The sequence below is a fragment of the Thiorhodococcus drewsii AZ1 genome (genome assembly GCF_000224065.1).
Lineage (GTDB): Bacteria > Pseudomonadota > Gammaproteobacteria > Chromatiales > Chromatiaceae > Imhoffiella > Imhoffiella drewsii.
This window is the reverse complement of the sequence record NZ_AFWT01000115.1, coordinates 1-1,086: the sequence shown is the minus strand read 5'-3', so window position 1 is coordinate 1,086 and position 1,086 is coordinate 1. Positions and strand designations below refer to the sequence as shown.

Below are 1,086 nucleotides of genomic sequence, written 5' to 3'. Positions count from 1 at the left end.
GAGGCCGGCGGACGCCCTGCCGTTGCCGAGCTGCAGCTGGCCCGCCTGGCCCTCGCGGCTAAGGACGCGGCGCTGGCGGTGCGCTGCGGCGCCAATGCGATCGAAGCGATGGAGGTCGAGAGTTATCCAGAGGCGGCCAGACTCGGGTCGGCCCTCGTCGGTTTGCTGGAGGACACCCAAACGCCGTTCCCGCCACGGCTGCTGGCCAGTGCCGCACGCGCGCTGCGAAACAGCGGAGATGGCGAGGCGGCCGAACGCCTGCTCTCGAGCGGCTCAGCGGTTTTGGACGCAGGCTTGGAAACGCTGGACCCGATGGATGCAGGACACCTGCTCATGGAGCAGGCGGACCGCGCGCGGACCAAGGGTGAGCTTGCACGGGCCGAAACGCTCTTTCAGCAATTGGCCGTCTATGCCGAACGGGCCGACAAACCTATTAACGTCGCTGTCGCCCGCGGGCGTATCGCCGACATCCTGCAGGCGCGCGGGCAGCTCGGCGACGTGCGCTCGAAGGCGCTGACGCAGGGGGAGATCGCCGACATCCTGCAGGCGCGCGGGCAGCTCGAGGAGGCGCTGCGCATCCGCACCGAGGAGCAGCTGCCGGTCTATGAGCGCCTCGGCGACGTGCGCTCGAAGGCGGTGACTCAGGGGAAGATCGCCGACATCCTGCAGGCGCGCGGGCAGCTCGAGGAGGCGCTGCGCATCCTGACCGAAGAGGTGCTCGCGGCTTTCGAACGCCTCGGCGACGTGCGCTCCAAGGCGCTGACGCAGGGTCAGATCGCCGACATCCTGCAGGCGCGCGGGCAGCTCGACGAGGCGCTGCGCATCCGCACCGAGGAGGAGCTGCCGGTCTATGAGCGCCTCGGCGACGTGCGCGAGAAGGCGGTGACGCAGGGGAAGATCGCCGACATCCTGCAGGCGCGCGGGCAGGCTCGAGGAGGCGCTGCGCATCCTGACCGAAGATGTGCTCGCGGCTTTCGAACGCCTCGGCGACGTGCGCTCGAAGGCGGTGACGCAGGCGAAGATCGCCGACATTCTGCAGGCGCGCGGGCAGCTCGAGGAGGCGCTGCGCATCCTGACCGAAGAGGT

At 69.6% G+C, this 1,086-nt stretch carries 1 protein-coding gene; it reads left to right on the top strand.

Annotated elements, in window-relative coordinates; all coding sequences use genetic code 11:
- A partial coding sequence (locus tag THIDRDRAFT_RS23270; RefSeq protein ID WP_007043405.1) for a tetratricopeptide repeat protein occupies positions 1 to 1,086 on the top strand: 1,086 nt, incomplete at both ends.